Below are 23,894 nucleotides of genomic sequence, written 5' to 3'. Positions count from 1 at the left end.
GCCGGTCGGGCTCGTTCCTCGCCCTCCCGGCTTGCTCAACCTCCGAGGGCTCGTGCTGCCGGAGGTTGAGCAAGCGAGCGCCAGCGAGCGCCGACGAAACCCCGGAAACCGGCGTTGACGAGGAGGGTTGGGAGGTTTCGTCGGCGCGGGACGAGTTCGTTCCTCACTCGTCCCGCTTGCTCAACCTCCGGGGAGGTCGCCCTTGGCCGACTCAGTCCAGGTCGTAGAAGGAGGCGTCCTCGCCGGTGACCAGGACGACCTTGCCGGCCGACGGGCCGGAGGCGAGGGGCACGAGTCGCACCGCGCTGGCGTCGCGGCCGTGCTCGACGCTGGTCAGGCTCTCGTGGATCCGGCCGCCGCCGAGCCGGAGCTCGGCGACGTGGGCCTCGCCCCGGCGGCCGACCACCACCGTCAAGGCGATGCGCTGGTCGCGCATCCAGGTGAACTGGCGGGGGTCCTCGGGGGCGAGGGGCCAGGCGTTGTGGCCGAGGGTCGCGGTGTCGAGACGCCGGGGGTCGGTCAGGTCGGTGACGTCGAACAGACCCGCCTGCGCCTGCGAGGTGCCGCTGAGGCCGATGCCGATCAGGCGGCGCGGGCCGAGCGGGTGCAGGTAGCCGGAGTAGCCGGGGATCTTGAGCTCGCCGAGGAGGGTGGGAGCGGCGTCGTCGGCGAGGTCGACGACGTAGAACGGGTCGATCTGGCGGAAGGTCACCAGGATCGCGAGGTCGTCGAACCAGCGCACGGCCTTGATGTCCTCGCCGACGCCGAGCCGGTCGATCCGGCCGACCTCGACCAGTGCGTCGTCCTCGGCGCGCAGGGTGACGATCGAGTTCCAGTCGCCCGTCTCTGAGGAGGAGCCGACTGCGAGTCGCAGGACGCCGTCGGCCTCGTCCATCGACCAGCGGTCGCGGACGTATCCCTCGACCTCGCCGGCGCCGAGGTAGCTCGCCCCGGTGCCGTCGAGCGCGAAGTCGTAGACATGGGTGGTTCCCTCGGAGCTGCTGCGCAAGCTCGTCGGGAGGCAGCGGTCCCAGCACTGGCCCCAGCCGTCGCCGCTCCCGCTGGAGGCGAGGTAGAGGTGGTCGGCCGACTCGTAGGTAAGTGGGGCGTCGCCGGCGAGCCCGAGGGCCTCGACGTCGCCGGCCGCCGCCGACCCGAAGCCGACCACCGCCATCGTGGCCAGGCCGAGCTCGGCGCGGGGGAGCGCGACCCGGTCGCAGTCGAGCAGGGCCGTGGGCTCGCCGCCGTCGACCGAGATGTGAGGCAGCCAGTCGTCCAGGGTGCTCTGGCGCACGACCTCGCGGTTGTCGGCGAGGCGACCCCGCCCACGCTGGAAGTCCAGGTCGGGCAGTCCCTTCGACAGCACCAGCCGGACGTCGTCGCCGTGCTGGCGCGCGGCGATCAGCTCGGCGTCGTAGTCGACCGTCTGCTCCAGCGCGGGGGCCGCCGGGTCGGCGAGGTCGATCGTGAGCACCCGGGTCTGCGGCGAGGATCCGACGGGGCCGAGATAGGAGCGGCCGAAGCGAGGCGGGGTGCCGTCGTTGCCGATCGCGAGCACCCGGTCGCCGGTGAGCAGGATCTCGCCGTCGTGGAAGTCGCCGAGGTCGAGGCTGCCGAGCCGGGTGACCTCGGACCCGGTGACGTCGTAGGTGGTGAGAACGGCGCCGCGCAGCCGGACCAGGATCGAGCCGTCGGTCTTCACGTGGTCGGGCTCGTCGACCTCGGCCTCCTGCACGTTGGTGCCGGTGGCGCTCGGATCGGCCGAGGCGAGGTCGCGCCCCGTGCGAGCCTCGCTCCCCGGTGCCGGTATCGGGGACGCGTCGTAGTACCACTCCATCATCGGGTCGTCCCACCCCCAGGGGGTCACCCGGTCGACGCCGCGGTCGACGTAATGCTGGAGCAGGTCGTCGCACGAGCCCGGTTCCTGGAGCTCTCCGTGGAACGCCGCGGGCGTGACGTCGCTGCCGGCCGCGCCGTCCGCTCCGCCGGTGGTGCCACCTCCGGACCCCGAGCCCGAGGGGTTGGCCACGAGCGAGCCGGCGACGAACGCCGCCGCCAACCCGCCGAGCGCGGCGATCCCGGTCAGGGATCGCTTCAGACGGACGGCAGGACGCCGCCGGGCGCTGGCTGCGGCCTCGCGCCGGGCTTCGCGGACGATGGCGTCAACGGGCGCGGGACCGACCGGTAGGTCGTCCCAGGCGCGTTCGAGATCGGTCATGAGGTGGTCTCCTCACTGGCATCGCGGGTGAGATCGGAGGGCGCGGCCGGGTCCAGGTCGCGCAGGTGGTCGTCGGCGGCCAGGCGCGCCAGCGACCGGGAGAGCCGGCTCTTCACGGTGCCGGCCGGGATGCGGAGCACCTCGGCGGTCTCGTGCTCGGTGAGCCCGACGAAGTAGCGCAGGACGACGACGTCGCGGTTCGGCTTGCTGAGGCCCGCCATCGCCCGGTGCACGGCGTCGGCGGTGTCGACGCCGGCGGTCCGGTCCGACTCGCCCCGCTCGGGGAGGCGATCGGTCGGGTGCTCCCCGCGCCAGCGCCGTCGTCTGCTGTCGCGCACGACGTTGAGCAGCATCCGGTAGACGTAGGCGGTGCGGTTGTCGGCCGCGGCCACCTTCGGCCAGGAGGTGTAGCAGCGCACCAGCGTGGTCTGGGCCAAGTCCTCGGCCTCGTGCAGGCCGCAGCCGAGGAACACCGCAGCGCGCACGAGCGTCGGCCACGCCTCGCGGGCGTAGTCGTCGAAGTCGTGGTCCATGGCTGTTGGTTCCTCGTGCCAGGCAGGTGCGGGGGGATTCGTCGATTAGACGGGTCGTCGAACCGGCGGGGTTCCGTCGGTTCGCGAAAATCTGGTCGAGGCTCCACGATGACGTCTATGACCGGCCCGCGCGATGACCGCGACCTCGACCTCCTGCTCTTCGGCGCCACCGGGTTCACCGGCGGACTCACCGCCGAGTATCTCGCCGGCCACGGGCCCGACGGGCTGCGCTGGGCGCTGGCCGGACGCAACCTGGAGAAGCTGGAGCGGGTCCGCGACCGGCTCGGCCCGGACGCCGCCGGCCTCGAGCTGATCGTCGTCGACGCCGGCGACCAGGCCGCGCTGGAGGACGTCGTGCGCCGCGCCCGGGTCGTGATCACCACCGTCGGTCCCTACCAGCAGCTCGGCGGCCCCGTGGTGGCCGCGTGCGCCGAGACCGGTACCGACTACGTCGACCTCACCGGCGAGCCCGAGTTCGTCGACCGCACCTACCTCGACCACCACGAGACCGCGGTGCGTACCGGCGCCCGGATCGTGCACGCGTGCGGCTTCGACTCCATCCCGCACGACCTCGGCGCCTACTTCACCGTCAAGGAGCTCGCGCCCACCGGCCCGGTGCGGATGCGCGGCGTCGTCCGGGCCTCCGGCACGTTTTCCGGCGGCACCTTCCACTCCGCCATGGGCGCGTTCTCGCGGGCCAAGCAGATGAGCGCCACCGCCAAGGAGCGCCGCCGCGTCCAGGGCAAGCCGGCCGACGGCCGCACGTCCAAGCCGGTCGGCGCCAAGCCCCACCACGACAAGGTGCTCGACCGCTGGCTCGTGCCGCTGCCGACCATCGACCCGCAGATCGTCGTCCGCTCAGGTGCCTCGCTCCCGGTCTACGGGCCGGACTTCCGCTACTCGCACTTCGCCGGGATGAAGAAGCTCCACAACGCTGCGGGGGCGATGCTCGGAGTCGGCGCGATCGGCGTGGCCGCTCAGGTACCGCCGTTGCGCGACTTCCTGCTGCGCAAGGTGCCGCAGGGCTCCGGGCCCGACGAGGCCAAGCGGGAGCGGTCGTGGTTCACCGTCGACTTCGTCGCCGAGACCGATGAGCGCACCCTGCACACCCGCGTCTCCGGCGGCGATCCCGGCTACACCGAGACCGCGAAGATGCTCGCGGAGTCCGCGCTGTGCCTGGCCTTCGACGACAACCCGCCCACTGCCGGATGCGTCACCACCGCCGAGGCGATGGGTGACCGACTGCTCGAGCGCCTTCAGATGCGCGGCATCCGGTTCGAGGTCGTCGACGACTAGGACGCCTGCGGGCGGCGGCTGTCGACCCACCGCCGGGCTCCGGTCGAGCTGACCGCGATCAGGATCAGCACCGAGATGCTCGTGGTGCCGATCAGCAGGAGGCTCACGCTCGAGGCGGCGCTGAGCACCGACAGCTGGGTGATGGCTTCGGCGGTGCACACCGCCATCAGCAGGGTGCGGGCCCACCGGTGCCGGCGGAGCGTGAGCACCCACAGCACGAGGGTCGCCGCCGCACCGATACCCGTGCCGACCAGCTGACCGTTGCCGACCTCGGGGAAGAGGTCGGCGCGCGAGGCACCGAACGCCAGCGCGAGCAGCCCGAACAGGGTCGCGGCCGTCTTCGCGATGCTCAGCAGGCCACCCGCCAGCAGCATCGGTGGCGGGAGCCGCGGCGACGTCGGCTCATGGTCGGTGTGGTGCTCCGGAGGTGGCGTCTGCTGGGCCGCCGACGGCCCGAGCACCACGATCGGCAGGTTGCCGTCGGTGTGCACCAGGTCGCCGCCGCCGTTGCGGGAGTGGAACGCGGTGGAGAAGTTGTCGATCATCCGCAGCTCCACCTCGGGCGAGGTGTAGCGGATCGTGCCGATCACGTAGTCACGCTCGGCGTCGATGTCGGCGTCGACCTTGTGGGTGACCTGGAGGGTGAACGTCGAGAGGCCGACCGCTCGGTCATAGGTGCTTGCCGCGATCCAGCCGACCCGGTAGCCGCCCGGCAGCAGCCAGCCGTCGGGCACCGGCCAGAAGCGGATGTGGTGGCGCTGGGAGGCGTTGCCGTCCACCTGCTGCTCGTAGGCGAAGGCCTGCTGGCGGCCGAAGAGGAACAGCGGCGAGACCGGCGCCGAGGGGTAGCTGCGCCGGAACACGGCCGAGACGATGATGCCCCACGAGGAGCGCAGCGTGATCTCGTCGGCGCGGGTCCAGCCGGCGTTCACCATGACCGCGTCGATCTGGTCCTCGGTGCCGTCGAAGGCCATCGTGATCGGGTCGCCGAGCACGCCGACGTTGGTGAGGGTGCGGCCGATGAAGTAGTCGGGCACATAGATGCGGGCGAGCATCTCCTGGAGCCGTGGGAGCCCGACGTAGGCGAGCAGCAGCCAGAACACCACGACGTAGAGCACGTCGATCGGCGAGAAGGAGAGCCCGCGGTCGAGCACCAGCCAGCCCAGCCACAGCACCAGCAGGGTGCCGACCACGAAGAACGCGCCGTCGACCAGCTCCTGGACCGGCCAGTGCCAGAACCGCGACACCTTGCGCGGGACGTGCGGGTAGACCGGCGGCGACGTCGGCGGTGGCGTGTCGACCAGACGCCCGTCGGGCGGCTCGGGACCCACGGTGCGGATCAGCCCAGCAGGTCGATGCGGTGCTCGCCGTCGGGCGCCTCGAACGTGTCGCCCAGCTGGAGGCCGTCGATCTTGGCGTAGACCGGCGAGTCGGCCGAGATGCCCTCGTAGGTGACGCCGTCGCTGTCGAAGGCCTCGGCCACGACGCCGACGACGTAGCGTGCGCCGCCGAAGCCGACGATCGCACCGGGTCGTACGTGGTCGGCCGGGCTGGTGTCGAGGGCCTCGATCTGGGCGAGGTGGTCCTGCTCGTGGGCCTCGGACTCCTGGTACAGCGCGCGCAGGTCGCCGGCCTCGTAGGACTGCGAGATGTCGTCGACGCTGGTCGTGGTGTCGGTGATCGCCTCGGCCGCGTCATGCTCCGCACCGGCGGTGGCGCCGACCGCGCCGGCGCCGCCGCGGGCCTGCTCGAGCAGCGCGGCGAAGACGCGCTGCTTGGTGTCGCCGTCGATGGTGGTCTGGTCGTCGCTCATCTGGGCATCCTTGCCGATGTCGAGCCGCGACGGAATCCGGCTCGCCCGCCGAGAGGCACGAGAGAGGATGGGGCATGCCCGCAGAGCCCACGGTGATCGTGGTCGGATCCCTGAACGCCGACCTGCTTCTCGACGTCGAGCGGCTGCCCGGTCCGGGGGAGACGGTCACCGCGTTGCGGGCCGGCCGCGCCTGGGGAGGCAAGGGCGCCAACCAGGCGGCGGCTGCGGCGCGACTCGGCGCGCGCACCCGCTTCGTCGGCGCCGTGGGCCGCGACGAGGTGGGTGAGGAGGCGCTGGTCGCACTGGAGCGGGTCGGGGTGGACACCTCGGCGGTGGCTCGGGTCGGTGAGCCGACCGGGAGCGCCCACGTGCTGCGCGATGCGGCCGGGGAGAACCTGATCGTGGTCGTGCCCGGCGCGAACGCTCTGGTCGATCCCGGCCACGTGGAGAGCTCTCTTGCCGCGATCCCCGACGGCGAGGTCGTGGTGGTGTCGAACCTGGAGATCCCCGACGACGCCGTGCTCGCCGCCGCCCGGGCCTGCGCTGAGCGCGGCTGGCCGTTCGTGCTCAACCCCGCGCCCGCGCGGTCGCTCACGCCGGAGCTGCTGGCGCTGGTCACCGTGCTGACCCCGAACGCCGAGGAGGCGACCGGCCTCGGGCCGTCCTCGCCGGCCGCGCTGCTCGCGGCCGGTGTCGATGCGGTCGTGGTGACCCGCGGCGCCGACGGCGTCGACGTCCATGCGGGCGAGGCGGGCGCCGGGCCGGCGCGGATCGCGGCGTTCGAGGTCGACGTCGTCGACACCATCGGCGCCGGGGACGCCTTCACCGCGGCCCTGGCCGTCGGCCTGGCCTGGGGTCACCCGCTGGCCGAGGCGGCCCGGCTCGCGGTGGCTGCCGCTGCGGTCGCCGTCACCGGGCCGGGCGCTCGCGGCGCCGAACTGAGCCTGGCCGCGGCGCGCTCGTTGCTGGAGAGCCGCCCGCGATGAGCAAGCCGGTTCCCGGCGTCCGCAAGTGGTCGAACACGGTCTCGCGGCGCGACTTCCGTGCTGCCGACCTCGACGCGTACCTGTTCAAGAGCCAGCCCGAGATCCTGCGTGAGATGGGGTTCGAGCGCGTCGAGCGCCGCGGCGGCGACCCGAGTCGCGTCGGCACGGCGGCGGCCCTGGTCGCCGTGATCGCCGCGATCGTGGGCGGCACCGCATTCGGTGGTTCGCTCAGGAGTCAGCAGCGCGCGGACCTGGAGTTCGACGGATTCGCGACCGGGACCGCCCTGACAATCGCGCAGGTGTGCTTCGGCGTGGTCCTGGTGGCGCTCCTGACGATCGCCGGGTGCTGGTGGAGCGCCGGACGCCGCCGGGCGGACGTCGTCGCCTGGGCCGCATGCTGGTGTGCCCTGATCGGCGGCGGGACGGCCCTGGCCATGACCGCAGGCCGCGACGCCGGGCTGCTCGACTCCCCTCAGGCCATCGTGGTCTGGCTGGCGACGCTGGTCGCCGCGGCGATGCTGGTGACGTTCCTGGTGCTCGCACTCCGCGGACCCGGGCACTTCCGGACCCTGGGCCGCTCCGATCCGGCGCGCGCTGCGCGACTGGTCGCCGAGCTGCCGCCCCAGCAGCTCGAGGAGCTGACCCGCAGCCGCGCCCGCGCCATCGCCCGACTGCACGAGCGCGGCCTGATCGACCAGGCGCAGGCCCGCGCTATCGGCGAGCTTCCGATGGGTGCGTCGGTGACGCTGTGACGCCGACGGCGGGTCGTACGCGTGGATCCTGACCGAGGCGACCGCGCAATGGCGACGCGGTCCAGCTCGCTGACCGGCGACGTCTCGTGGTGCCCCAGGCAGGAGTCGAACCTGCGACCTTTCGCTTAGGAGGCGGCTGCTCTATCCGCTGAGCTACTGGGGCGAGCCGGGCGGACGGCGTCGCACCCGGTAGTCGCATCTTGTCAGCCGTCGCCCGCCGTGACGAAGCCAGGGCGTCGGCTCATGGTGCGATAGTCCCGGCCGTTCGGGCCCCGGAACAGCGGTCGAAGGGGCCCAAACGGCCGGGACTATCGCAGCCGGCGGGCCACGACGGGGCGCGGACTATAGACCAAGCCCACACCGCGACGAGTTGGGGTCGTGACCACCCACCCCGCAGAATGGGGAGGCTGGCCCGAACCGACGCAAGGTGATCATGTCCGACGACCTCTCCGCACGCGACACGATCTCCGACGACGACCCCGCAGACAGTCCAGCCACTTCCGGCGAGCGCGCGGGCAAGCGGCGTGGGCGCGGCAAGAAGCGCTACAAGGTGCTCACGGTGGTCACCGCGTGCGTCGTCACGCTCGGCCTGGTCGCGGGTCTCGGGGCGACGTACTTCTACCGTCATCTCAACGACAACATCGACTACCAGAACTACAGCGACCAGCTGAACAACCGGCCCGCGAAGAAGGACGTCGCAGGCCCCCAGGAGCCGATGAACATCCTGGTGATGGGCTCCGACACCCGCGACGGCGAGGGCAACAACATCGACGGCCTCACCGGCGACGGCGAGCGATCCGACACCACGATCCTGTTCCACCTCTCCGCCGACCGCAGCACCGCCTACGGCATCAGCATCCCGCGCGACAGCCTCGTCGACCGGCCCGAGTGCACCGACGAGGACGGCAAGACGATCCCCGGCGCCGACAACGTGATGTGGAACGAGGCCTTCGCCGTCGGCGGCCCCGCCTGCACCATGCAGCAGTTCGAGCAGCTGACCGGCATCCGGCTCGACAACTATGTGAAGGTCGACTTCAACGGCTTCCGCGACATGGTCGACGCCATCGACGGCGTCGAGGTGTGCCTCCCCGAGGCCGTCGAGGACCCGGCGCACGGCATCTCCATCCCGGCCGGCACCCGCGAGGTGCGCGGCAAGGAGGCGCTCAACTACGTGCGCGCCCGCTACACCCTCGGCGACGGCTCCGACCTGGGCCGGATCAAGCGCCAGCAGGCGTTCATCGCCGCCATGGCCAGCAAGCTCCTCTCGGCCGGCACGCTCACCCGCGTCGACCGGGTCGTGGGCTTCCTCGACGCCGCCACGTCCTCGCTGCAGACCGACTTCAAGTCGGTCACCCAGATCGCGAAGGTCGGCAACTCCTTCAAGGGGATCGGCGCCGACCAGATCCGCTTCGTCACCGTGCCCTGGCAGTACTCGCCCGAGGACCCCAACCGGGTCGCCTGGCTGCCCGAGGCCGACGCGCTGTGGAAGCGCGTCATCAACGACGAGCCGCTCCCGGCGCGCCTGACCCCCGACGTGATCACCGCCGCCGACGACGTCAGCGGCTCGAACGGCTCGAACAGCGGGTCCGGCGCGGGCGCGAACACCGGGAACGACGCAGGATCGAGCACCGGTGCCGGAGACGGCGGCGGCATCGGCGGCACTGCCGACGACCAGGCCGCGGCACGCGAGTCCGCCGGGCTGTGCACCTGAGCCGGTCGAGGCGCCTCCGATGACCGACGAGCCCGAGACCCGCGAGCAACGCCGCCGCCGGCTGGCGCGGATCTTCGGCGACGTGCTGCCCGACACCACCAGTGACGAGCGCGACGAGCGCGAGCCGTCGCAGGACTCGGCCGCGGACGCCTGGCTGAAATCACAAGTGCCGCCTCACCACGGGTGAGACGGCACTCGCGAAGGGTGCTGAGGAGGCGCTCAGGCCTTGTGGGCACCGCCGCGCAGCTCGTCGCGGATCTCGCGGAGCAGCTCGATGTCCTCGGGCGTGCCCGGGGCGGGGGAGGGGAAGAACCGCTCCTTGGCCTTCACGTACGGCGTGACGACCAGGAAGTAGACCACCGCGGCCAGGATCACGAACGAGACCACGGCGTTGAGGAACGCGCCGAAGCTGTTCGGGGTGTTGGAGAAGATCTCCGAGGCCGAGTCGGGCATCTGGGCGGTGAGCCAGTTGGTGAAGGTGGTGACGACGGCGCCGAAAGCGGTACCGATGATGACCGCGACGGCCAGGTCGACCAGGTTGCCGCGGAACAGGAAGTTCTTGAAGCCGTTCATTTCCGAGTGCCCTTCTAGAGCGAATGGGATGACTTGGGGGGATTCAGTGGAGAAACCTAGTCGTTCGTCCAGGAGAACGTCACCATTGCGCGCGCGGTGGCGTCGGCCACATCGGTGACCTCGGCGCGCGACACGCCGATCACGACCAGCCTCCCGGGCAGCCCCGACGGCCCCGTGACGTCGTCGGCGGCCGGCAGCGCGAGCACCGTGGCGGCGCGGGCGACGACCTCGGCGACCCCGGCCTGTGGGTCGGCGGCGACCAGGTCGATGCGATCACCGACCTGCAGCAACGCCGCCATGCCGGCGTCGGGAAGCCGGACCGGCAGCGCGGTGAGCTCCGGTCGTCCTGCCGTCATCGACGCGCCGACCAGGCGGACGTCGGTGACAGGCTCGCCGCGGCGCAGCGGCGCAGCCAGCGTGCGGCCCTCCGGGGACTCGGCCAGGCCGACGGGCACCGCGCCGGGAGGCAGCTCGGCGACGACGAGGTCGTCGGGCCCCACGACCTCGCCGGCCGGCAGGTCGCGGGCGGCGACCGGCACGCCCACGGTGGGGTCCGGGTGGCTGCGGGTCGCGCTCAGGCCCGCCATCACCGCGACCGCCACGAGCACCGCCGCGAGGAGGCGACGTCGGCGCAGGATCGCGCGGCGCAGCGACTCCCAGGTGCGCCTGGGGCGGGTGAGGCGCGCACCACGGGCGAGGCCGGAGGGACCGGTGGCATCAGGGTCAGCGCGCATCCGGCGACGGTAGGCGAATCACGCCGCGCGCGCGGGCGCTCTCCACAGGGCGCCCGCCGAACCTCAGGAGGCCGTGCTCGCCGGGGTGCTGGACGAGCTGGACGAGGAGCTGCTCGAGGTGCTCGACGACGTGCTCTCGGACTTCTTCTCCGACTTCTTCTCCGACGCCGAGGACGACGACGAGGTCGAGGAGGACGAGCCCTTGCCGTCGGCCGCACGGCTGTCGTTGCGGTAGAAGCCCGAGCCCTTGAACACCACGCCGACGGCGTTGTAGACCTTGCGGAGCTTGCCGTGGCACTGCGGGCACTCGGTGAGTGCGTCGTCGCTGAACTTCTGGACCTGCTCGAAGTTGTGCGGGCACTCGGTGCAGGCGTACTGGTAGGTCGGCACGGGGTCTCCTCAGGTCTGGAGTGGGGCGAGGAACTGGCACTCTGCCCTCACGAGTGCCAACACTACGCCACGGCACAATGTTCCGCACGATGACGGCCACCTCCTCTGCGTCCGACTCCGGGTCCGACGTACCCGCTGCGCCAGTGGGTCCGAAGAGCCCCGACCGGCCCCGCCGCTGGCCGCCGCTGTGGTGGCGGCGCTTCCAGCTCCTGCCCAGGCTGCTGCGCCTGCCGACCTACGGCGTCGTCGCGCTCGCGCTCGTGCTGGTCGCGACCCTGCTCACCGGCGTGGTGCTGGTGCGCCGCTCGTTCCCGCAGACCGAGGGCGAGATCGCCGTGCCGGGGCTCAGCGGCGACGTCGAGGTGATCCGCGACGAGCACGGCATCCCGCAGATCTACGCCGACACCACCGAGGATCTGATGCGTGCCCAGGGCTTCGTGCACGCCCAGGAGCGCTTCTTCGAGATGGACGTGCGGCGCCACGCCACCGCCGGCCGGCTCGCCGAGCTCTTCGGCGAGGACGCCGTGGAGACCGACGCGTATGTGCGCACGATGGGCTGGCGGCGGGTCGCCGAGGCCGAGCTGCCCTTGCTCGACCCGAGCACCCGGGTGGCTCTCGACGCCTACTCCGCCGGGGTGAACGCCTACCTCGCCGACCGCTCGCCGACGAGCCTGGCCCTGGAGTACACGGTCCTCGGCGCCGGCGGTCTCGACTACGAGCCCGAGCCCTGGACCTCGGTCGACTCGCTGGCCTGGCTCAAGGCCATGGCGTGGGACCTGCGCGGCAACATGACCGAGGAGATCGACCGCGCCCTGTCCGCCGCGGCGGTCGGTCCCGACCGGGCGGCCGAGCTCTTCCCGTCCTACCCGTACGCCGAGCACGACCCGATCGTGAAGCAGGGGGCCGTCGTCGACGGCGTCTTCGAGCAGGACGCCGTCACCGGCGGCACCCGCAACCCGGTCCGGCCCCCGCCGTTCGAGCGGGTCGCCGACACCTTCGGGCGGCTCTCGGCCGGGCTGGACCGGATGCCCGCCTGGCTCGGCAAGGGGGACGGCGTCGGCAGCAACTCCTGGGTCGTCTCCGGTCGCCTCACCGACACCGGCTCGCCGCTGCTGGCCAACGACCCGCATCTTGGCGTCTCGCTGCCGGGGGTGTGGATGCAGGTCGGCCTGCACTGCCGCAGCGTGGGTCCGGCCTGCCCCTACGACGTCGCCGGGTTCTCCTTCTCCGGCTTGCCGGGCGTGGTCATCGGCCACAACGCCGACATCGCCTGGGGGTTCACCAACCTCGGCCCCGACGTCACCGACCTCTACGTCGAGCAGGTCTCCGACGACACGTGGCGTCACGGCCGCGAGTGGCGGCCGCTGGAGACCCGGACCGAGAAGATCGAGGTGGCCGGCGGCGACGACGTCACCTTGGAGGTCCGCTCGACCGACCACGGCCCGATCCTCTCCGACGTCGACGAGCAGCTCGCCGACGTCGCGGACCTCGCCGACGTGCCCCGGCGCGCCCCCGCCGACACCCGTTACGCGGTCTCCCTGGCCTGGACGGCGCTCACCCCGGCTCCCACGGCCGACGCCCTGCTCGGGCTGAACCGCGCCACGGACTGGAGCTCCTTCCGTGCCGCGGTCGCCGACTTCGCCGTCCCGGCGCAGAACATCGTCTACGCCGACCGAGACGGCCACATCGGCTACCAGGCGCCCGGGAGGGTCCCGATCCGCATCTCGGGCAACGACGGCCTGATGCCCTCGGCCGGCTGGCGTCCGGCGAACGACTGGTCGGGCGAGTACGTGCCCTACGACGGCCTGCCGAGCGTGCTGGACCCTGAGGAGGGGTTCGTCGTCACCGCCAACCAGGCCGTCATCGGCACGCAGTATCCGTACTTCCTCGGCGCCGACTGGGACAAGGGCTACCGCTCCGAGCGGATCCGCCACGTGCTCGAGGACGCCTTCGGTGGCGACGGCGACGGCGTCGTCTCGCGCGACGACCTGCTCGACCTCCAGCTCGACGACCGCAACCCGATGGCGCCGGTGCTCACCCCCTACCTCCTCGACGCGCGACTGGAACGCGGCTACCCCAGTGACGGCCAACGACTGCTGCGGACCTGGGACTTCACCCAGCCCGCCGACAGCGCCGCGGCGGCCTACTACAACGCCGTGTGGCGCAACCTGCTCGCCGCGACCTTCCACGACGAGCTGCCCGAGGAGCAGTGGCCCGACGGCGGCGATCGGTGGATGGCCGTGGTCGCGAACCTCCTGGAGGACCCGGGGAACCCCTGGTGGGACGACGTCACCACCGACGACGTCGTCGAGGGTCGCGACGACGTCCTGCGCGCGGCGATGCTGAAGGCGCGCGACGACCTCACCTCGATGATCGGCCCGAACCCCGAGGAGTGGCGCTGGGGCATGCTGCACCGCCTCGAGCTGCGCTCGGCGACCCTCGGCGAGTCGGGCATCGGCGTTGTGGAGAGGCTGTTCAACCGGTCGGGCTGGAAGGCGCCGGGCGGGTCGGCGATCGTCAACGCGACCGGCTGGGACGCCCGCGAGGGCTTCGAGGTGCTCACCGCGCCGTCGATGCGGATGGTCGTCGACCTCGACGACCTCGACGCCTCCCGCTGGATCAACCTCACCGGGGTCTCCGGCCACGCCTTCCACCCCCACTACACCGACCAGACCGACCTGTTCGTCGAGGGACGCACGCTCGCCTGGCCGTTCAGCCGCGACGCCGTCGCCGACGCCGGCGAGGACGTCCTCCGGTTGGTGCCGCCCGACGACGAGGGGTGAGTCACCCGGCTCCCATGTGGTGACTGGGCGGCCGATCCCTGAACTTGTCGGCCGGGATATCGCCCGACAAGTTCAGATTTCCCCGGTCGACCGGGGAAATCCCGGCGACGAACGGTGCACCGACCCGCGCCGACAAGCAGTCCGACTCACCCTCACCACGCGTCCCACTGGACGGCCCATCCCTGAACTTGTCGACCGGGATATCGCCCGACAAGTTCAGACTTCCCCGGTCGACCGGGGAAATCCCGCCCGGCCGGACGCGCGAACAGCCCGCCCTCAGAACCGGACGAGTCCGGCGGGGGAGACGGCGGCGGTGACGGGGCGGTCGTGCGGCTCGGCCGGGACGTCGAGGCCGACCTCGTCGTCGTAGAGGGCGACGCAGGTGAAGGTGCCGGCCGGGACCCGGGCCAGCGCTCGGTCGTAGGAGCCGCCGCCGCGACCCATCCGCAGGCCGGACGGCGAGACCGCCAGTCCGGGCACGACGACGGCGTCGGCCATGGCGACGGCGTCGACGCCGAGCCGCTCCGACGTCGGCTCGAGCAGCCCGAGCCGGGCGCGGGCGAGGCTGCCGGGGGCGTCGGTGTGCACGGCCCAGTCGAGGTCGCCGTCGGGGAGCAGGACGGGCAGCAACACCCTGACCCGGGCGGCGAGCAGGGACTCCAGCAGCAGCGTGGTCCCGGGCTCGACGCCGATCGAGACGTAGGCCGCGACGGTGCCGGCTCGGCGCACCTCCGGGGCGTCGAGTAGCCGGCCGGCGATCGACCGCGCGGCGTCCCCGATGTCGGCGAGGTCGCGTCGGTTGCGGGCGGTGGTGAGCCGGTCGCGCAGGGCGAGCTTGGCAAGGCTCGGCTCGGGCCGATGTGCGGGCGCCACGTGAGCAGCCTAGGCTCCCGCGGTATGGGTAGTCCTGCACTGAAGCGGGCGCGCGCCAAGATGGCCGACGCCGGGGTCGACGAGGTCGCCATCGACACCTTCTCCCACTACTTCCGGCTCCTGGAGCACGGCGAGACGGGGATGATCCCCGAGGAGAGCATCGACCCGGTCGACATGCCCTCGATCGACGAGGTCGACGTCGATGACGACGTCGCCGCCGAGGCGATCCGCCACACCGCCGTGATCAAGCTCAACGGCGGGCTCGGCACCTCGATGGGTATGGACCGCGCCAAGTCGCTGCTGTGCGTGCGGCGTGGCCTGTCGTTCCTCGACATCATCGCGCGGCAGGTGCTGCACCTGCGCTCGGAGTACGGCGCCACGCTCCCGCTGATCTTCATGAACTCCTTCCGCACCTCCGCCGACACCATGGCCGCGCTCGAGCGCTACGCCGACCTGCCGGTCGACGGCCTGCCCCTGGAGTTCCTCCAGAACAAGGTGCCCAAGCTGCTGGAGGCCGACCTGAGCCCGGTGAGCTGGCCGAGCGACCCCGAGCTCGAGTGGTGCCCGCCCGGCCACGGCGATCTCTACACCGCCATGCGCGGCACCGGTCTGATCGACCTGCTCCTCGAGCACGGCTACCGCTACGTGTTCGTCTCGAACTCCGACAACCTCGGCGCGGTCCCGGCCGCCCGGGTCGCCGGCTGGTTCGCCGCCACCGGTGCGCCGTTCGCGATCGAGGCCGTGCGCCGCACGCCGTCGGATCGCAAGGGCGGCCATTTCGCCCGACGTCGCAGCGACGGCCGGATCGTGCTGCGCGAGACCGCGCAGACCCCCGACCAGGACCGCGACGCGCTCGCCGACCTCGACCGGCACCGGTTCTGCTCCACCAACAACCTCTGGTTCGACCTGGCCGCGATGAAGCAGGCCCTCGACGTGCGGCAGGGGATCCTCGGGCTGCCGCTGATCCGCAACGTGAAGACCGTCGACCCCGGCGACTCGAGCACGCCGAAGGTCATCCAGGCCGAGACCGCCATGGGCGCCGCGATCGAGGTCTTCGACGACTCCCAGCTGATCGAGGTCGGCCGCGACCGCTTCGTGCCCGTCAAGACCACCAACGACCTGCTGGTGCTGCGCTCCGACGTCTACGACATCGGCACCGACTTCGTGCTCGACCAGGTGGCCGGCGAGGTGCCGTTCATCGACCTCGACGCCGACGTCTACAAGCTCGTCGGCGAGTTCGACAAGCGCTTCCCCGAGGGAGCGCCGTCGCTGGCCGAGGCCACGTCGCTGCGGGTCGACGGCGACCTCACCTTCGGCCGCGGCGTCCGGATCGTCGGCGACGCCGAGCTCACCGCCAAAGGCGCGGACCGCATCGAGCCGGACGCCGTGCTCGGGTCGGATGCCTGAGCTGCGCTCGGTCGAGGAGCACCTCGACGGGATCCTCGCCGCCACCGAGCCGCTGCCCGCCACCGAGGTGGCGCTGCTCGACGCGCTCGACCTGGCGGCCAGCGACGACGTCGTCGCGCCGATCCGGCTGCCGCGCTTCGACAACTCCGCGATGGACGGCTACGCCGTGCGCAGCGAGGACGTCGCCGCGGTCACCGACGCCGCGCCGGTGACCCTGCCCGTGGTGGGCGCGATCGGCGCCGGTCGCCCCGGCGCCGTCACCGCCGTGCCGCCCGGCTCGGCGGCCAAGATCATGACCGGGGCTCCGCTGCCGCCCGGCGCCGACAGCGTGGTGCCTTACGAGTCCACCGACCGCGGCGCCCAGCAGGTCGTCGTCCGGCGCGGTGCCCTGCCGGGCCAGCACGTGCGCTACGCCGGCGAGGACGTCGCGGAGGGGGCGCTGATCCTTCCCGCCGGGACCGCGCTCGGCCCGCGCCAGCTCGGCCTGCTCGCCTCGGTGGGGCTGCCGACCGTGCGCGCGCGCCGCCGCCCGCGGGTGCTCGTCGTCTCCACCGGCTCCGAGCTCCGCGATCCCGGCGAACCGCTCGAGGACGACTCGATCTACGACGGCAACTCGATCCTCCTGGCCGGTGCCGTGCAGCGCGCGGGCGCGGTCGCGGTCCGTGCCGGCCGGGTCGCCGACAGCACCGAGGCGTTCCTGCAGGTCGTGGCCGACCATCTCGACGGCGCCGAGGGTGTCGACGTCGTCGTCACCTCCGGCGGCATCTCGATGGGCGACTTCGACGTGGTGAAGGCGGCCCTCTCCGGCGGCGGCGCGTCCGACGGCCCCCTCGCGGGCGACGTCTGGTTCGGCGGCCTGGCGATGCAGCCCGGCAAGCCGCAGGGCTTCGGTCGCGTCTGGACCACCGCCGATCCCCAGCGCCGGGTGCCGTTCTTCGCGCTGCCGGGCAACCCGGTCTCGTCCTACCTCTCCTTCGAGATGTTCGTGCGGCCGGCCCTGCGGGCGATGATGGGGCGCGCGCCGTACTCGCGGCGACCGATCACCGCCCGGCTGACCCACGCGGTCACCTCGCCGCCGGGGCGGCGCCAGTTCCTGCGCGGCGTGCTCACGCTCGGGCCCGACGGCACGTCGGTGACCGAGGTGCAGCCGGTGGGCGGCTCGGGCTCGCACCTGGTGGGCGACCTCGCGGCGTCCGACGCGCTGATCGTCGTCCCCGAGGACACCACCGCCGTCGGGGCGGGGGAGCGGGTCACCGTGATCCGGCTCGACCAGGACTGAGGAGAACCGACGTGGAGGAGCGACTCACCCACCTCGACGAGCGCGGCGCCGCCCGGATGGTCGACGTGTCGGGCAAGGACGTCACCGCGCGCACGGCGACGGCGTCGGGCCGGGTGCTGGTCTCACCGGCGGTCATCGAGCTGCTAGCCGGGGAGGGCGTCCCGAAGGGCGATGCCCTCGCGGTCGCTCGCCTCGCCGGGATCATGGGCGCCAAGCAGACCTCGACCCTCATCCCGCTGTGCCACCCGCTCGCGCTGTCATCGGTGAGCGTCGATCTCGTCGTGGCCGCCGACGCCGTCGAGGTGACCGCCGCGGTGCGCACCACCGACCGCACCGGCGTGGAGATGGAGGCGCTCACCGCGGTGGCGGTCGCGGCGCTCACCGTCGTCGACATGGTCAAGGCCGTCGACAAGGCCGCGGTCATCACCGACATCCGGATCGAGACGAAGACCGGCGGCAAGAGCGGGGACTTCAGCCGATGAGCGGGAGTGTGAAGGGCCTGCCGGGCGCGGTCGTGGTGGCGTCGAACCGGGCCGCCGCGGGCGTCTACACCGACGAGACCGGACCGCTCATCGTGGCCGCGCTGCGCGAGTGGGGCTTCGAGGTCGGCGAGGCGGCCGTCGTCCCCGACGGCGACCCGGTGGGTGCCGCGATCCGCGCCGCGATCGACGACGGCGCGCGGGTCGTGCTCACCACCGGCGGCACCGGGCTCACCCCGACCGACCGCACACCCGAGCAGACCCGTCCGCTGCTCGATCGCGAGATCCCCGGCATCGCCGAGGCGCTCCGTTCCGGTGGATACGACCTCGGCGTGCCGACCGCTCTCCTCTCGCGCGGCTTGGCCGGCATGGCGGGCGACTGCCTGGTCGTCAATCTGCCCGGCTCGCGCGGCGGCGTCCGCGACGGGCTGGAGCTGCTCGCCCCGATCGTGGTGCACGCGGTGGAGCAGATCGCCGGGAGCGACCACTGAGCGGCTGGTTCGGCCGCGAGGGCGCGCCCGGCTGGCCGGCCACGCTCTCGTCGGGGACCGATCCGGTGGTCACCCTCCGGCCGATGGAGGTCTCCGACATCGGCGCGTGGCGCGAGGCCCGACGGCGCAGCGCCGCCTGGCTCACGCCGTGGGATGCCACCGCGCCGCCGGGCTCGCCGTCCAAGCCGGTGAGCTTCCGGGCGCTGGTGCGCAGGCTGCGCCGCTCGGCGGCCCAGGGCACCACGCTTCCGTTCGCGATCGACGTCGACGGGCGCTTCGCCGGGCAGCTCACGGTCAACAACATCGTGCGCGGCTCGGCTCAGTTCGCCTCGATCGGCTACTGGATCGACCGCGACTTCGCGGGGCGCGGCGTGATGCCCCGTGCGGTGGCGATGGCGATCGACCACTGCTTCGGACCCGTCGGGCTGCACCGGATCGAGATCGCGATCCGCCCGGAGAACTCCAACTCGCTGCGGGTGGTGGAGAAGCTCGGCATCCGCGAGGTCGGCTACGCCCCGCGCTACCTCCACATCGACGGCGCGTGGCGCGACCATCGTCTCTACGGGATCACCCAGGAGGAGGCGCCCGGCGGGGTCGTGGCGAGGCTGGAGCAGTCCTGATCACACGAGTCACATCAGCAATTTGCGACACACGGGTGGACATCCGACTCACTGTGCGCTAGCACTCCTACGCTCGGCGTCGTGGACCTGAGCGCGCTGATCTTCGTCGCCCTGGCTGTGGCCTGGGCCGTCTACCTGATCCCCAAGGCGCTGCGCCATCACGAGGAGAGCGCCTCGACGCGCTCGGTCGAAGGGTTCTCCGAACGCCTCCGGGTGCTCGCCCGGCGCGAGCCGGTCGACTCGCGCACCTCCCGGCTGGTCGTGGAGACCAGGACCAAGACCGCCGCCACCGGCTCCACGGCCGTTGCGACCGCCGCCGCCGAGGAGGCCGAGGCGACGCCGTCTCGGCCGCTGCCGAGCCCGGCCGCCCGGCGCGCCGCCGCCCAGCGGGCCGCGCGCCGCCGGCTGCGCGTCGTCGTGGCGATCCTGCTCTCCGGCGTCGTCGTCGGCGTCCTGGCGGGTCTCGGCCACCTCGCGTGGGCCTACCTGGCGATCCCCGGCGGCGTCCTGGTGGCGTGGCTGGTGGCCTGCCGCCTGATGGTCCGCCGTGAGCGCGCCGTCCCGGTCGCCCCGCGTGCCCGGCTGCCGCACGCGCCTGCCGAGGAGAAGCCCGAGGCGGAGGACGCCGTCGAGGTGGTCGAGGTCGAGGTGGAGGTCGACGTCGTCGAGGATGGCCCGGATGGCCCGTCGACCGAGGAGATCTCCGCCGTCGTCGCCGACGAGGTCGCACCCGAGCCCGAGCCGCAGCCGGAGGCTGAGCGCGAGGCGCCGGCGTCGAAGGGCTGGGACCCGGTCCCGGTCACGCTGCCCACCTACGTCGCCAAGGAGCCGGCCGTCCGCCGCACCGTCCGCACCATCGACCTCGACTCCACCGGCGTCTGGACCTCCGGCCGCACCGTCCAGGACGCCGCCCTGGCCCGCGAGGCCGACCAGGCCCGCAGCAGCTCCAGCGCCGACCGCTCCACCGAGCGCCGCGCCTCCGGCGACTGACCGTTCGGCACCTCGCCGAACTCGGGCCGATTCGGAGCGCCGCGCGCGCGGTGCTAACGTTTCCCAGCGTCCTCGGACGCATGGGGCTGTGGCGCAGTTGGTAGCGCGTCTCGTTCGCAATGAGAAGGTCAGGGGTTCGAATCCCCTCAGCTCCACCATGCACATTCGGCGCACATTCGGCCCGTAGCCAGCGGAAACGCAGGTGCGGGCCGTTCCTCTGCCCCGGCCGAGGTCGGCCGAGGCTATGCCGGGCTGGTTGCCGGCGTTCGTCGGGGTTCGCCCGGGGGCGCGTACCAACCCTCCCGCTCGCCAGGCATGGGTTCCTCCGACCAGGTATCACGACACTTCGGGCTCGCCGACCAAGCGGCCTCTTCGACGAACCTGATCTCGCTGCTCATCGCATGCGGAGGTGAGAGCATCGCGCACAACCGCGAGGCAGTGCATCAGCTTTGTTCAGGACCGATGGGCCGCAACTCAGATGTCGGGGTCGTCCGGGTTGGAGCGGTGGTGGCCCCAGAAGTTGGCACCGGTGAATCGGGTCGGGGCATGGTCGTCAGGATCGACCTCGAGGCCGCCGGTGCCGAACTCGATCTCGAACCCTGAAGGGCTGTTGACGTAGAACGACACCATCTCGTCGTTGGAGTGCTTGCCGAGCGTCGCGGCGACCGGTGCGACGCGTTCGAGGAGCACTCGGTCCCACGCCCGACCCACGGTGTCGAGGTCGGTGACCTCGAGCATCAGGTGGGCGACGCCCGGCGGGGCGCCACTGAACTGGGCCCAGGCGTAGGAGTGGTGCCGCGGGTTGCAGTGCGTGAACCAGCCCTCTCCCTGTGCGAACTCGACAATGTCGCTGAGGCCGAAGCCGAAGATGTCGAGGTACAGATCGGCGCAGCTCTGGTTGTCGGGCATGAACGAGAAGGCATGTCCCATTCCGCCGGCCCCGGTCACGAAGCGCGCACCGGTCGGGGAGACGAACGGCTCGAGGGACGACTCGTGGCCCCAGTGGAGCTCTAGCGTCGTCCCAGCGGGGTCGACCACCGTGAAGACCTCGCTGACACACCGCTCGCGAGCCAGGTCCGGATCGATCGCGCCGACGACGTGGCCGGCATCGGCGAGGCGTTGGCGCAGGTCGCGCAGGGCCTGGGGGCCGCGGACCTCCCAGCCGAGGGCCGTGACCTGGTCGCGCTCGCCGCGGGTCACGAGCAGTCGGTACGACTTGTGATCGATGCGGAGCCGCAACTGGTCGTCGGTGCGCGAGGCGAGCTGCATGCCAAGCAGGTCGGTCGCGAAGCTGGCCCACTCCTCGATCCGGGTGGTCTCGGCTACCGCATAGCTGAGTGCGCGCACTGGTCTCATCGAAGTCCTCTCGGTGGCGTGGTCGTGCTGGGAGCTGCATGTGTACGCAGGGCGGCGAGATTCGGATCTTGCGCCACGGTGTGATGCCCGTTACGGTATGCGCGTTCCGAGTTACATGCAACATGTAAAACCAGGAGTCCTTGTGACTGACCATCGCGTGTGGGTGCCGGTCCTCGCGTCGACGGACCTCGTCGAAGGCGGGGTGCGGCAGAGCGCGGCAGTGACGCCGCCGGTCGCCGTCTACCGCTACGAGGGCGCCGTGTTCGCGACCGACGACACCTGCACTCACGCAGAGTCCTCACTCTCCGAGGGCTACTTCGAGGACGGCGAGATCGAGTGCCTGCTCCACATGGCGCGATTCTGCGTCCGCACGGGGCGGGCGATGTGTCTGCCGGCTACGCAGGCGCTCGGCGTGTACCCAGCCCGAGAGGCGGACGGCGTGATCGAGGTCCTCGTGGCCCCGGAATCGGTGAGCGTCGAGACGGGGGCGCAGCCGTGAGCGCCGAGAACGCTGCCCGCGTCGCGGTGATCGGCGCCGGAGCGGCCGGCATCGCCGCCGCGCGGTCGCTGCGCGATCACGGGCATCGGGCGTCCATCACGGTCTTCGGCGAGGAGTCGCTCCCGCCGTACGACCGTCCGCAACTGTCCAAGGAGGTCCTCAGTGGACCGGCGGACACCGTGCCGCGAGTCTTGCTGAGCGAGCAGGAGTGCCGCGATCTGGGCATCGATCTACGGGCCGGGACTCGCATCGACGCTCTCGACCGGACCGAGGTCTTCCAGCTCAGGACGGAGGGGGTGCTGCTGGCCGAGGCCGAGGTCGTCGTGCTCGCGACGGGCTTGCGCTCGCGACATCTCGCGACGCAGGCCGAGGGGCTGCACCACTTGAGATCCTGGCTGGACGCGGCTTCGCTGAGGAGTGCGCTCGCCCGGCGAGCCGGCCGCCTGCTGGTGGTGGGCAGCGGGTTCGTCGGCATGGAGGTCGCCGCAGCCGCCATGTCGCGAGGCTGGCAGGTCGTCGCCGTCGAGGCGCGATCGCGCCTGTTCCCCGGCCTCGGACCACGAATCGGCGACCATGTGGCTGCCATGTTCGCCGAGCGCGGCCTCGACGGCCGGCCGGCCACGACCGTGACGAGCGTCGAGGGCGCTGGACCCTACCTGGTTCAGCTGTCCGACGGATCGCAGGTGGAGGCTGACGAGATCCTCGTAGGGGTCGGCGGGGTGCCCAACGATGCTCTCGCGCGCCAGGTAGGCGCTGCCATCGGCGATGGCGTTCTCGTCGACGCCGCCTTCCGGACCAGCGTCCCAGGCCTGTATGCGATCGGAGACGTGGCGTCGTGCCCTGGACGGTGGGGGCGCACGCGGCACGAGCATTGGCGGACCGCGCAGGAGCATGGATCGCACTGCGGGGCGGTGATCGCGGGGGCCGAGATCCCTTTCGATCATCTCCCATGGGTCTGGAGCGACGTCTTCGATCATCGGATCGAGATCCTCGGAAGTCCGCGTGCGGCGAGGTCCAGCCACACCCTCAGGTCGAATGAAGGCGGCCTGGTCGACCTGCACCTCGGTCAGGAGGGTGAGTTGCTCGGGGTGACGACCTTCGACGCCACCAGATTCGCTCGCAAGGCGCGAGCCGCTACCCGGCGAGCGGCTCGGGTCGACCTCGAACGCGCGGCGGTCTCGGGGCAGACGGCGGAAGCCGTGCTGGAGGCGATCGGATGATCCTGCGGGTACCCACGTCGGCGACCGTCCCGCCGGTGGTGCTCATCACCGGCGGGGCATCGGGCCTGGGCGCTGCGCTCGTGGAGAGCTTCGCCGACGCCGGCTATCGCGTCGCCGTCCTCGACCGCGCAGACCCTGTCGTCACGATGCCCGAGCTGACCGCTCGGCACTCGTGTTGGAACGACGTGCGCTATATCCACGGTGACGTCACCTCGCCGGCCTCCAACACCGGAGCGGTGGAGCGGGTGATCGCCGCCTTCGGGCGCCTCGACACGGTGATCGCGAACGCGGCGGTCTGGGACTTCTCCAGGTCACTGGAGTCCATGTCGATGGAGGAGCTCGATCGCGGGTTCGACGAGCTGTTCGCCATCAACGTCAAGGGCTACCTGCTCACGGCCCGCGCTGCGCTCTCGCACTTGCGAGCCTCGAGGGGCAGTCTCATCCTGACCCTCTCTGTCGCCGCGCTCGGTCCCGGTGGCGGTGGCGCACTCTATACGGCGTCGAAGCATGCAGGGGTCGGTGTCGTCCGCCAGCTCGCCAAGGAGTTCGCCCCCGACGTTCGCGTGAACGCAGTTGCTCCGGCCGGAATGGCCACCTCGCTGAGCGGACCGGCCGCGCTGCGGTTGGACCAGGCGCGGATCACGGACACCTGGTCCGCCGACGCCGCGGCCGCACGGCTGCCGCTCGGCCTCGTCCCCAGTGCCGACGACTACACGCCGACCTATCTGTACCTGGCCGACCCCCTGGTCAGCGGCGCCGTGACGGGGCTGGTGGTCCCCGTCGATCAAGGCGCCGGCGTTCTCGGCAGAACCGAACCGCCTAGCACCGACATCGCCCCTGGCCCACCCGGCCATGAGAACTGATCGAGAGGCAGCACCGTGCTGAACCAGA

General features: G+C 72.0%; 24 protein-coding genes and 2 tRNA genes. 16 read left to right on the top strand and 10 right to left on the bottom strand.

The annotated features are described in order from the left end of the window. Positions 1-211 precede the first annotated feature (211 nt). Together WMR31_RS01215 and WMR31_RS01210 are read right to left on the bottom strand one after the other, a co-directional pair. Positions 212-2,218: a beta-propeller domain-containing protein gene (locus WMR31_RS01215; RefSeq protein ID WP_340536944.1), complete on the bottom strand. Its 2,007-nt coding sequence runs from the start codon at positions 2,216-2,218 to the stop codon at positions 212-214. Continuing rightward, positions 2,215-2,751: a SigE family RNA polymerase sigma factor gene (locus tag WMR31_RS01210; RefSeq protein ID WP_340536943.1), complete on the bottom strand. Its 537-nt coding sequence runs from the start codon at positions 2,749-2,751 to the stop codon at positions 2,215-2,217. Before WMR31_RS01210 ends, WMR31_RS01215 begins: the two co-directional genes overlap by 4 nt. Positions 2,752-2,868: 117 nt before the next feature. Between WMR31_RS01210 and WMR31_RS01205 the strand changes: the two genes are divergently transcribed. Continuing rightward, positions 2,869-4,047, top strand: coding sequence for a saccharopine dehydrogenase family protein (locus WMR31_RS01205; protein WP_340536942.1), 1,179 nt, complete (start codon positions 2,869-2,871; stop codon positions 4,045-4,047). Here WMR31_RS01205 and WMR31_RS01200 read toward each other — a convergent pair. Together WMR31_RS01200 and WMR31_RS01195 are read right to left on the bottom strand one after the other, a co-directional pair. After that, a complete protein-coding gene (locus tag WMR31_RS01200) occupies positions 4,044-5,378 on the bottom strand; it encodes an LssY C-terminal domain-containing protein (protein WP_340536941.1) in 1,335 nt (444 codons plus the stop codon). The genes WMR31_RS01205 and WMR31_RS01200 overlap by 4 nt on opposite strands. 8 nt (positions 5,379-5,386) lie before the next feature. Beyond that, positions 5,387-5,860, bottom strand: coding sequence for a hypothetical protein (locus tag WMR31_RS01195; RefSeq protein WP_340536940.1), 474 nt, complete (start codon positions 5,858-5,860; stop codon positions 5,387-5,389). A gap of 74 nt (positions 5,861-5,934) precedes the next feature. Here WMR31_RS01195 and WMR31_RS01190 point away from each other — a divergent pair, with 74 nt between their 5' ends. Continuing rightward, positions 5,935-6,846 (top strand): ribokinase, encoded by a 912-nt coding sequence (locus WMR31_RS01190; protein ID WP_340536939.1) that lies wholly within the window; start codon positions 5,935-5,937, stop codon positions 6,844-6,846. Next, complete coding sequence (locus WMR31_RS01185) at positions 6,843-7,598, top strand: hypothetical protein (protein WP_340536938.1); 756 nt, start codon at positions 6,843-6,845, stop codon at positions 7,596-7,598. Before WMR31_RS01190 ends, WMR31_RS01185 begins: the two co-directional genes overlap by 4 nt. Before the next feature lie 87 nt (positions 7,599-7,685). Here WMR31_RS01185 and WMR31_RS01180 read toward each other — a convergent pair. Then, a tRNA-Arg gene (locus WMR31_RS01180) sits at positions 7,686-7,761 on the bottom strand. A 270-nt stretch (positions 7,762-8,031) separates the two neighbouring features. On the opposite strand from WMR31_RS01180, the gene WMR31_RS01175 reads away from it, so the two are divergent. Both WMR31_RS01175 and WMR31_RS01170 read left to right on the top strand, forming a co-directional pair. Continuing rightward, entirely contained in the window at positions 8,032-9,309 is a 1,278-nt protein-coding gene (locus tag WMR31_RS01175; RefSeq protein WP_340536937.1) for an LCP family protein, read from the top strand. Positions 9,310-9,328: 19 nt separating this feature from the next. Continuing rightward, positions 9,329-9,496, top strand: coding sequence for a hypothetical protein (locus WMR31_RS01170; protein WP_340536936.1), 168 nt, complete (start codon positions 9,329-9,331; stop codon positions 9,494-9,496). A 32-nt stretch (positions 9,497-9,528) separates the two neighbouring features. Here the strand turns inward: WMR31_RS01170 and WMR31_RS01165 are convergent, their stop codons facing one another. From WMR31_RS01165 to WMR31_RS01155, 3 genes are all read right to left on the bottom strand, one after another. Next, a complete protein-coding gene (locus tag WMR31_RS01165; RefSeq protein ID WP_340536935.1) occupies positions 9,529-9,882 on the bottom strand; it encodes an MscL family protein in 354 nt (117 codons plus the stop codon). Between the two features lie 56 nt (positions 9,883-9,938). Then, complete coding sequence (locus WMR31_RS01160; RefSeq protein WP_340536934.1) at positions 9,939-10,616, bottom strand: SAF domain-containing protein; 678 nt, start codon at positions 10,614-10,616, stop codon at positions 9,939-9,941. 63 nt (positions 10,617-10,679) lie between these two features. After that, entirely contained in the window at positions 10,680-11,006 is a 327-nt protein-coding gene (locus tag WMR31_RS01155; protein WP_340536933.1) for an FmdB family zinc ribbon protein, read from the bottom strand. Between the two features lie 143 nt (positions 11,007-11,149). Between WMR31_RS01155 and WMR31_RS01150 the strand changes: the two genes are divergently transcribed. Further along, positions 11,150-13,789: a penicillin acylase family protein gene (locus tag WMR31_RS01150; protein WP_340536932.1), complete on the top strand. Its 2,640-nt coding sequence runs from the start codon at positions 11,150-11,152 to the stop codon at positions 13,787-13,789. Positions 13,790-14,065: 276 nt separating this feature from the next. Here WMR31_RS01150 and WMR31_RS01145 read toward each other — a convergent pair whose 3' ends face one another. After that, positions 14,066-14,662 carry a 5-formyltetrahydrofolate cyclo-ligase gene (locus WMR31_RS01145; RefSeq protein ID WP_340536931.1) on the bottom strand — a complete coding sequence of 199 codons (597 nt, stop codon included), beginning with the start codon at positions 14,660-14,662 and terminating at the stop codon, positions 14,066-14,068. Positions 14,663-14,686: 24 nt separating this feature from the next. On the opposite strand from WMR31_RS01145, the gene WMR31_RS01140 reads away from it, so the two are divergent. The 7 genes from WMR31_RS01140 to WMR31_RS01110 all read left to right on the top strand — a co-directional run bounded on the left by WMR31_RS01140 (position 14,687) and on the right by WMR31_RS01110 (position 20,086). Further along, the gene (locus WMR31_RS01140) at positions 14,687-16,069 is read left to right on the top strand and encodes a UTP--glucose-1-phosphate uridylyltransferase (protein ID WP_340536930.1); all 1,383 of its coding nucleotides are present in this window, start codon (positions 14,687-14,689) and stop codon (positions 16,067-16,069) included. Beyond that, the gene (glp, locus tag WMR31_RS01135) at positions 16,062-17,348 is read left to right on the top strand and encodes a molybdotransferase-like divisome protein Glp (RefSeq protein WP_340536929.1); all 1,287 of its coding nucleotides are present in this window, start codon (positions 16,062-16,064) and stop codon (positions 17,346-17,348) included. Before WMR31_RS01140 ends, glp begins: the two co-directional genes overlap by 8 nt. 11 nt (positions 17,349-17,359) lie before the next feature. Beyond that, positions 17,360-17,830: a cyclic pyranopterin monophosphate synthase MoaC gene (gene moaC, locus WMR31_RS01130; protein WP_340536928.1), complete on the top strand. Its 471-nt coding sequence runs from the start codon at positions 17,360-17,362 to the stop codon at positions 17,828-17,830. Next, positions 17,827-18,318, top strand: a complete 492-nt coding sequence (locus tag WMR31_RS01125; RefSeq protein WP_340536927.1) for a MogA/MoaB family molybdenum cofactor biosynthesis protein — start codon at positions 17,827-17,829, stop codon at positions 18,316-18,318. The genes moaC and WMR31_RS01125 overlap by 4 nt, the downstream gene beginning before the upstream one ends. Beyond that, entirely contained in the window at positions 18,315-18,938 is a 624-nt protein-coding gene (locus WMR31_RS01120) for a GNAT family N-acetyltransferase (RefSeq protein ID WP_340537369.1), read from the top strand. Before WMR31_RS01125 ends, WMR31_RS01120 begins: the two co-directional genes overlap by 4 nt. Positions 18,939-19,019: 81 nt before the next feature. Next, positions 19,020-19,928: a divisome protein SepX/GlpR gene (sepX, locus tag WMR31_RS01115; RefSeq protein WP_340536926.1), complete on the top strand. Its 909-nt coding sequence runs from the start codon at positions 19,020-19,022 to the stop codon at positions 19,926-19,928. Positions 19,929-20,010: 82 nt separating this feature from the next. Then, positions 20,011-20,086: transfer RNA gene (locus WMR31_RS01110), tRNA-Ala, on the top strand. Positions 20,087-20,402: 316 nt separating this feature from the next. On the opposite strand, the gene WMR31_RS01105 is transcribed toward WMR31_RS01110, so the two are convergent. Beyond that, the gene (locus WMR31_RS01105; RefSeq protein WP_340536925.1) at positions 20,403-21,284 is read right to left on the bottom strand and encodes a VOC family protein; all 882 of its coding nucleotides are present in this window, start codon (positions 21,282-21,284) and stop codon (positions 20,403-20,405) included. Between the two features lie 142 nt (positions 21,285-21,426). Here WMR31_RS01105 and WMR31_RS01100 point away from each other — a divergent pair, with 142 nt between their 5' ends. The 3 genes from WMR31_RS01100 to WMR31_RS01090 are packed head-to-tail and all read left to right on the top strand — an operon-like array spanning position 21,427 to position 23,866. Then, the gene (locus tag WMR31_RS01100; protein WP_340536924.1) at positions 21,427-21,783 is read left to right on the top strand and encodes a non-heme iron oxygenase ferredoxin subunit; all 357 of its coding nucleotides are present in this window, start codon (positions 21,427-21,429) and stop codon (positions 21,781-21,783) included. After that, positions 21,780-23,003, top strand: a complete 1,224-nt coding sequence (locus WMR31_RS01095; protein WP_340536923.1) for an NAD(P)/FAD-dependent oxidoreductase — start codon at positions 21,780-21,782, stop codon at positions 23,001-23,003. The genes WMR31_RS01100 and WMR31_RS01095 overlap by 4 nt, the downstream gene beginning before the upstream one ends. Next, the gene (locus WMR31_RS01090) at positions 23,000-23,866 is read left to right on the top strand and encodes an SDR family NAD(P)-dependent oxidoreductase (RefSeq protein ID WP_340536922.1); all 867 of its coding nucleotides are present in this window, start codon (positions 23,000-23,002) and stop codon (positions 23,864-23,866) included. The genes WMR31_RS01095 and WMR31_RS01090 overlap by 4 nt, the downstream gene beginning before the upstream one ends. Positions 23,867-23,894: the final 28 nt, after the last annotated feature.

It is taken from the genome of Nocardioides epinepheli, assembly GCF_037936805.1.
Taxonomy (GTDB): domain Bacteria; phylum Actinomycetota; class Actinomycetes; order Propionibacteriales; family Nocardioidaceae; genus Nocardioides.
The sequence above is the reverse complement of the archived record's forward strand: the minus strand, read 5'-3'. Positions and strand labels throughout refer to the sequence as shown.

Excerpts from the sequence above, each read along its gene's own strand:
- WMR31_RS01190 (WP_340536939.1), top strand. The coding sequence starts at position 5,935 with ATGCCCGCAGAGCCCACGGTGATCGTGGTCGGATCCCTGAACGCCGAC.
- WMR31_RS01160 (WP_340536934.1), bottom strand. The coding sequence starts at position 10,616 with ATGCGCGCTGACCCTGATGCCACCGGTCCCTCCGGCCTCGCCCGTGGT.
- WMR31_RS01210 (WP_340536943.1), bottom strand. The coding sequence starts at position 2,751 with ATGGACCACGACTTCGACGACTACGCCCGCGAGGCGTGGCCGACGCTC.
- WMR31_RS01090 (WP_340536922.1), top strand. The coding sequence starts at position 23,000 with ATGATCCTGCGGGTACCCACGTCGGCGACCGTCCCGCCGGTGGTGCTC.
- WMR31_RS01140 (WP_340536930.1), top strand. The coding sequence starts at position 14,687 with ATGGGTAGTCCTGCACTGAAGCGGGCGCGCGCCAAGATGGCCGACGCC.
- WMR31_RS01195 (WP_340536940.1), bottom strand. The coding sequence starts at position 5,860 with ATGAGCGACGACCAGACCACCATCGACGGCGACACCAAGCAGCGCGTC.
- WMR31_RS01185 (WP_340536938.1), top strand. The coding sequence starts at position 6,843 with ATGAGCAAGCCGGTTCCCGGCGTCCGCAAGTGGTCGAACACGGTCTCG.
- glp (WP_340536929.1), top strand. The coding sequence starts at position 16,062 with ATGCCTGAGCTGCGCTCGGTCGAGGAGCACCTCGACGGGATCCTCGCC.
- WMR31_RS01175 (WP_340536937.1), top strand. The coding sequence starts at position 8,032 with ATGTCCGACGACCTCTCCGCACGCGACACGATCTCCGACGACGACCCC.
- WMR31_RS01205 (WP_340536942.1), top strand. The coding sequence starts at position 2,869 with ATGACCGGCCCGCGCGATGACCGCGACCTCGACCTCCTGCTCTTCGGC.
- WMR31_RS01170 (WP_340536936.1), top strand. The coding sequence starts at position 9,329 with ATGACCGACGAGCCCGAGACCCGCGAGCAACGCCGCCGCCGGCTGGCG.
- WMR31_RS01125 (WP_340536927.1), top strand. The coding sequence starts at position 17,827 with ATGAGCGGGAGTGTGAAGGGCCTGCCGGGCGCGGTCGTGGTGGCGTCG.
- WMR31_RS01165 (WP_340536935.1), bottom strand. The coding sequence starts at position 9,882 with ATGAACGGCTTCAAGAACTTCCTGTTCCGCGGCAACCTGGTCGACCTG.
- WMR31_RS01215 (WP_340536944.1), bottom strand. The coding sequence starts at position 2,218 with ATGACCGATCTCGAACGCGCCTGGGACGACCTACCGGTCGGTCCCGCG.
- WMR31_RS01105 (WP_340536925.1), bottom strand. The coding sequence starts at position 21,284 with ATGAGACCAGTGCGCGCACTCAGCTATGCGGTAGCCGAGACCACCCGG.